The 5,758-nt window shown below is 49.3% G+C and carries 11 protein-coding genes; 10 read left to right on the top strand and 1 reads right to left on the bottom strand.

Annotated features, from left to right (window positions below):
* From secY to IPZ49_RS22400, 10 genes are all read left to right on the top strand, one after another.
* Positions 1 to 910, top strand: a 910-nt coding sequence (secY, locus tag IPZ49_RS22445) for a preprotein translocase subunit SecY (RefSeq protein ID WP_193762880.1), incomplete at its 5' end; no start/stop codon positions are given.
* A 31-nt stretch (positions 911 to 941) separates the two neighbouring features.
* Positions 942 to 1,058 (top strand): 50S ribosomal protein L36, encoded by a 117-nt coding sequence (rpmJ, locus tag IPZ49_RS22440; RefSeq protein WP_000868187.1) that lies wholly within the window; start codon positions 942 to 944, stop codon positions 1,056 to 1,058.
* Between the two features lie 146 nt (positions 1,059 to 1,204).
* Positions 1,205 to 1,561, top strand: coding sequence for a 30S ribosomal protein S13 (gene rpsM, locus IPZ49_RS22435; RefSeq protein WP_003863308.1), 357 nt, complete (start codon positions 1,205 to 1,207; stop codon positions 1,559 to 1,561).
* A 16-nt stretch (positions 1,562 to 1,577) separates the two neighbouring features.
* A complete protein-coding gene (gene rpsK, locus IPZ49_RS22430; protein WP_003863312.1) occupies positions 1,578 to 1,967 on the top strand; it encodes a 30S ribosomal protein S11 in 390 nt (129 codons plus the stop codon).
* Positions 1,968 to 1,999: 32 nt separating this feature from the next.
* Positions 2,000 to 2,620 carry a 30S ribosomal protein S4 gene (gene rpsD / locus IPZ49_RS22425; protein WP_003863314.1) on the top strand — a complete coding sequence of 207 codons (621 nt, stop codon included), beginning with the start codon at positions 2,000 to 2,002 and terminating at the stop codon, positions 2,618 to 2,620.
* Positions 2,621 to 2,645: 25 nt separating this feature from the next.
* On the top strand, positions 2,646 to 3,635 hold the full coding sequence (locus IPZ49_RS22420; protein ID WP_002919219.1) for a DNA-directed RNA polymerase subunit alpha: 990 nt from the start codon (positions 2,646 to 2,648) through the stop codon (positions 3,633 to 3,635).
* A gap of 40 nt (positions 3,636 to 3,675) precedes the next feature.
* Positions 3,676 to 4,059: a 50S ribosomal protein L17 gene (gene rplQ / locus IPZ49_RS22415; protein ID WP_001216368.1), complete on the top strand. Its 384-nt coding sequence runs from the start codon at positions 3,676 to 3,678 to the stop codon at positions 4,057 to 4,059.
* A gap of 107 nt (positions 4,060 to 4,166) precedes the next feature.
* Complete coding sequence (locus IPZ49_RS22410; protein ID WP_022649586.1) at positions 4,167 to 4,535, top strand: DUF1992 domain-containing protein; 369 nt, start codon at positions 4,167 to 4,169, stop codon at positions 4,533 to 4,535.
* 2 nt (positions 4,536 to 4,537) lie between these two features.
* Positions 4,538 to 4,963 carry a Zn(2+)-responsive transcriptional regulator gene (gene zntR, locus IPZ49_RS22405; RefSeq protein ID WP_003863328.1) on the top strand — a complete coding sequence of 142 codons (426 nt, stop codon included), beginning with the start codon at positions 4,538 to 4,540 and terminating at the stop codon, positions 4,961 to 4,963.
* Positions 4,964 to 5,020: 57 nt separating this feature from the next.
* Positions 5,021 to 5,236 (top strand): alternative ribosome-rescue factor A, encoded by a 216-nt coding sequence (locus tag IPZ49_RS22400; protein WP_022649585.1) that lies wholly within the window; start codon positions 5,021 to 5,023, stop codon positions 5,234 to 5,236.
* On the opposite strand, the gene mscL is transcribed toward IPZ49_RS22400, so the two are convergent.
* A complete protein-coding gene (mscL, locus tag IPZ49_RS22395; RefSeq protein ID WP_193762879.1) occupies positions 5,237 to 5,650 on the bottom strand; it encodes a large-conductance mechanosensitive channel protein MscL in 414 nt (137 codons plus the stop codon).
* Positions 5,651 to 5,758 lie beyond the last annotated feature (108 nt).

Raw genomic sequence — 5,758 nt, 5'->3', positions numbered from 1 at the left:
TATGCCTGGTATGCAGGGCCTGGTATTAAACCCAGGCTTTGCATTCTATTTCACCGCTGTTGTAAGTCTGGTCACAGGGACCATGTTCCTGATGTGGCTCGGCGAACAGATTACTGAACGAGGTATCGGTAACGGTATCTCAATCATTATCTTCGCCGGTATCGTTGCGGGTCTCCCGCCGGCCATCGCCCATACTATCGAGCAAGCGCGTCAAGGCGACCTGCACTTCCTCCTGTTGCTGTTGGTTGCAGTATTAGTATTTGCAGTGACGTTCTTTGTTGTCTTCGTTGAACGTGGTCAACGCCGCATTGTGGTGAACTACGCTAAACGTCAGCAGGGTCGTCGTGTCTATGCTGCACAGAGCACACATTTACCGCTGAAAGTGAATATGGCGGGGGTTATCCCGGCTATCTTCGCTTCCAGTATTATTCTGTTCCCGGCAACCATCGCGTCATGGTTCGGGGGCGGTACTGGTTGGAACTGGCTGACAACAATTTCGCTGTATTTGCAGCCTGGGCAACCACTTTATGTGTTACTCTATGCGTCTGCGATCATCTTCTTCTGTTTCTTCTACACGGCGTTGGTCTTCAACCCGCGTGAAACAGCAGATAACCTGAAGAAGTCCGGTGCATTTGTACCAGGAATTCGTCCGGGAGAGCAAACGGCGAAGTATATCGATAAAGTAATGACTCGCCTGACTTTGGTTGGTGCGCTTTATATTACTTTTATCTGCCTGATCCCGGAGTTCATGCGTGATGCAATGAAAGTACCGTTCTACTTCGGTGGGACCTCACTGCTTATCGTTGTTGTCGTGATTATGGACTTTATGGCTCAAGTGCAAACTCTGATGATGTCCAGTCAGTATGAGTCTGCATTGAAGAAGGCGAACCTGAAAGGCTACGGCCGCTAAATGGTCGTCTGAGAAGTTACGGAGAGTAAAAATGAAAGTTCGTGCTTCCGTCAAGAAATTATGCCGTAACTGCAAAATCGTTAAGCGTGATGGTGTCATCCGTGTGATTTGCAGTGCCGAGCCGAAGCATAAACAGCGCCAAGGCTGATTATTTCGCATATTTTTCTTGCAAAGTTGGGTTGAGCTGGCTAGATTAGCCAGCCAATCTTTTGTATGTCTGTACGTTTCCATTTGAGTATCCTGAAAACGGGCTTTTCAGCATGGTGCGTACATATTAAATAGTAGGAGTGCATAGTGGCCCGTATAGCAGGCATTAACATTCCTGATCAGAAACATGCTGTGATCGCATTAACTTCGATCTACGGCGTCGGCAAGACCCGTTCCAAAGCCATTCTGGCTGCAGCGGGTATCGCTGAAGATGTTAAGATCAGTGAGCTGTCTGAAGAACAAATCGACACGCTGCGTGACGAAGTTGCCAAATTTGTCGTTGAAGGTGATCTGCGCCGTGAAATCAGCATGAGCATCAAGCGCCTGATGGATCTTGGTTGCTATCGCGGTTTGCGTCATCGTCGTGGTCTGCCAGTGCGCGGTCAGCGTACTAAGACCAACGCACGTACCCGTAAGGGTCCGCGCAAACCGATCAAGAAATAATCGGGGTGATTGAATAATGGCAAAGGCACCAGTTCGTGCACGTAAACGTGTAAGAAAACAAGTCTCTGACGGCGTGGCTCATATCCATGCTTCTTTCAACAACACCATCGTTACTATTACTGATCGTCAGGGTAACGCATTGGGTTGGGCAACAGCCGGTGGTTCCGGTTTCCGTGGTTCTCGCAAATCCACTCCGTTCGCAGCTCAGGTTGCAGCAGAGCGTTGCGCTGAAGCCGTAAAAGAATACGGCATCAAGAATCTGGAAGTTATGGTTAAAGGTCCGGGTCCGGGTCGTGAATCTACTGTTCGCGCTCTGAACGCCGCTGGTTTCCGCATCACGAATATTACTGATGTGACTCCGATCCCTCATAACGGTTGTCGTCCGCCGAAAAAACGTCGCGTATAACGCTCGTTTTTTAGGTTAGTTGGAGATAGAAAATGGCAAGATATTTGGGTCCTAAGCTCAAGCTGAGCCGTCGTGAGGGCACCGACTTATTCCTTAAGTCTGGCGTTCGCGCGATCGATACCAAGTGTAAAATTGAACAAGCTCCTGGCCAGCACGGTGCGCGTAAACCGCGTCTGTCTGACTATGGTGTGCAGTTGCGTGAAAAGCAAAAAGTTCGCCGTATCTACGGTGTGCTGGAGCGTCAGTTCCGTAACTACTATAAAGAAGCAGCACGTCTGAAAGGCAACACAGGTGAAAACCTGCTGGCTCTGCTGGAAGGTCGTCTGGACAACGTTGTATACCGTATGGGCTTCGGCGCGACTCGTGCTGAATCACGCCAGTTGGTTAGCCATAAAGCAATCATGGTAAACGGTCGTGTTGTTAACATCGCTTCTTATCAGGTTAAAGCGAATGACGTTGTTAGCATTCGTGAGAAAGCGAAAAAGCAATCTCGCGTGAAAGCCGCTCTGGAGCTGGCTGAGCAGCGTGAAAAGCCAACCTGGCTGGAAGTTGATGCTGGCAAGATGGAAGGTACGTTCAAGCGTCAGCCTGAGCGTTCTGATCTGTCTGCGGACATTAACGAACACCTGATCGTCGAGCTTTACTCCAAGTAAAGCTTAGTACCAAAGAGAGGACACAATGCAGGGTTCTGTGACAGAGTTTCTAAAACCGCGCCTGGTAGATATCGAGCAAGTGAGTTCGACGCACGCCAAGGTGACCCTTGAGCCTTTAGAGCGTGGCTTTGGCCATACTCTGGGTAACGCACTGCGCCGTATTCTGCTCTCATCGATGCCGGGTTGCGCGGTGACCGAGGTTGAGATTGATGGTGTACTTCATGAGTACAGCACCAAAGAAGGCGTTCAGGAAGATATCCTTGAAATCCTGCTCAACCTGAAAGGGCTGGCGGTGAGAGTTCAGGGTAAAGATGAAGTTATTCTTACTCTGAATAAATCTGGCATTGGCCCTGTGACTGCAGCCGACATCACCCACGACGGTGATGTTGAAATCGTCAAGCCGCAGCACGTGATCTGCCACCTGACCGATGAGAACGCAGCTATTAGCATGCGTATCAAAGTTCAGCGCGGTCGTGGTTATGTGCCGGCTTCTGCCCGAATTCATTCGGAAGAAGATGAGCGCCCAATCGGCCGTCTGCTGGTCGACGCATGCTACAGCCCTGTAGAGCGTATTGCCTACAATGTTGAAGCAGCGCGTGTAGAACAGCGTACCGACCTGGACAAGCTGGTCATCGAAATGGAAACCAATGGCACAATCGATCCTGAAGAGGCGATTCGTCGTGCGGCAACCATCCTGGCAGAACAACTGGAAGCTTTCGTTGACTTACGTGATGTACGTCAGCCGGAAGTGAAAGAAGAGAAACCAGAATTCGATCCGATCCTGCTGCGCCCTGTTGACGATCTGGAATTGACTGTCCGCTCTGCTAACTGCCTCAAGGCAGAAGCTATCCACTATATCGGTGATCTGGTACAGCGTACCGAGGTTGAGTTGCTGAAAACGCCGAACCTGGGTAAAAAATCTCTTACCGAGATTAAAGACGTGCTGGCTTCACGTGGTCTGTCTCTGGGCATGCGCCTGGAAAACTGGCCACCGGCAAGCATTGCTGACGAGTAACCGGATCACAGGTTAAGGTTTTACTGAGAAGGATAAGGTCATGCGCCATCGTAAGAGTGGTCGTCAACTGAACCGCAACAGCAGCCATCGCCAGGCTATGTTCCGCAACATGGCAGGTTCACTGGTTCGTCATGAAATCATCAAGACGACCCTGCCTAAAGCGAAAGAGCTGCGTCGCGTAGTTGAGCCGCTGATTACTCTTGCCAAGACTGACAGCGTTGCTAATCGTCGTCTGGCATTCGCCCGTACTCGTGATAACGAGATCGTGGCAAAACTGTTTAACGAACTGGGCCCGCGTTTCGCGAGCCGTGCCGGTGGTTACACTCGCATTCTGAAGTGTGGCTTCCGTGCAGGCGACAACGCGCCGATGGCATACATCGAGCTGGTTGATCGTTCAGAGAAAGCAGAAGCTGCTGCAGAGTAATCTGTAGTAACGTAAAAAAACCCGCCTCGGCGGGTTTTTTTATATCCGCAGAATCTCCACTTATCTACAATGTCTGTATCTTTTCTGCTCATCCCCTGGAGTTCATTATGTGGTTGCTCGATCAGTGGGCTGAACGCCATATTAGCGATGCCCAAAACAAAGGCGAGTTTGAAAATCTCCCCGGTAGCGGTGAGCCACTGGTGCTGGACGATGATTCACACATTCCCCCTGAATTACGAGCCGGTTATCGCTTACTGAAAAACGCAGGTTGTTTACCCCCTGAACTTCAGCAACGCAATGAAGCCGTCGAGCTTGCCGATCTGCTTAAAGGCATTCATAAGAATGACCCGCGGTACTCCGAAATCAGCCGTCGATTAGCGCTCATCGAAATAAAACTGCGCCAGACGGGAATGAATACTGACTTTTTGCATGGTGAGTACAGTGAAAGGTTAATGCAAAAAATAAACGAGGAGTAGCCATGTACCGCATAGGTGAACTTGCGAAGCTTGCTAACGTAACGCCGGATACTATCCGCTACTACGAAAAGCAGCAGATGATCGATCATGAGGTCAGAACAGAAGGTGGATTTCGCCTTTATACGGATAACGACCTGCAACGCCTTCGTTTTATCCGCTATGCCCGGCAACTCGGCTTCACGCTGGAGTCGATCCGTGAACTGCTGTCGATCCGTATCGATCCTGAACATCATACGTGTCAGGAATCTAAAAGCATCGTTCAGGCCCGGCTGGATGAAGTTGAAGGACGAATTCAGGAGCTGCAGGCCATGCAACGATCTCTACAAAGGCTGAATGACGCGTGCTGCGGTACTGCTCACAGCAGTGTTTATTGCTCAATACTGGAAGCCCTTGAACAGGGCGCCAGTAGTGAAACTCAGGGTTGTTGATTTTTTATCAGCCACGGACTAGACTCCCGCCGACATTAACTATGCTCAGGAGAAATGATGAGCCGCTATCAGCATACTAAGGGACAAATTAAGGATAACGCCATTGAGGCATTGCTTCACGACCCGCTTTTTAGACAGCGTGTTGAGAAGAACAAGAAGGGAAAAGGGAGTTATTTGCGTAAAGGTAAACATGCACAACGTGGTAACTGGGAGGCCAGTGGCAAGCAAGCTAATCGCTTTTTTACCACTGGCCTTTCTGTTTCTCTCGCCTGATTAAACGCGGTTATTCTGCTCTTTTAACAGATCGCGAATTTCAGTCAGTAAGACTTCTTCTTTAGTTGGTGCTGGCGGGGCAGCAGCCGGTTCTTCTTTTTTACGGTTAAGTCTGTTGATAAGTTTGATCGCCATGAAAATGGCAAATGCCACGATCACGAAATCAAATACGTTCTGAATGAATACGCCGTAGTGCATTACAACCGCAGGGATATCGCCCTGAGCTTCCCGAAGGGTGAAGGCGAATTGTTTGAAATCAATGCCTCCAATCAACAGTCCTAACGGCGGCATAATAATGTCGGCGACTAATGATGAAACGATCTTACCGAACGCCGCACCAATTATTACTCCCACAGCCAAATCCACCTCATTCCCGCGCATCGCAAATTCGCGAAATTCTTTAATAAAACTCATTATGTTCTCCTTGTGCCATCTGACTCCTATTAGTTTAACAAATGATTAGCTAATTGGCATTGGGGATAAATAATCGTTATGAAAAATAAAAGGCATGAAAATTAGAAG

The organism is Enterobacter cloacae complex sp. S2 (assembly GCF_015159675.1).
GTDB classification, from domain to species: domain Bacteria; phylum Pseudomonadota; class Gammaproteobacteria; order Enterobacterales; family Enterobacteriaceae; genus Enterobacter; species Enterobacter intestinihominis.
This window is presented reverse-complemented; position numbering and strand designations above follow the sequence as displayed.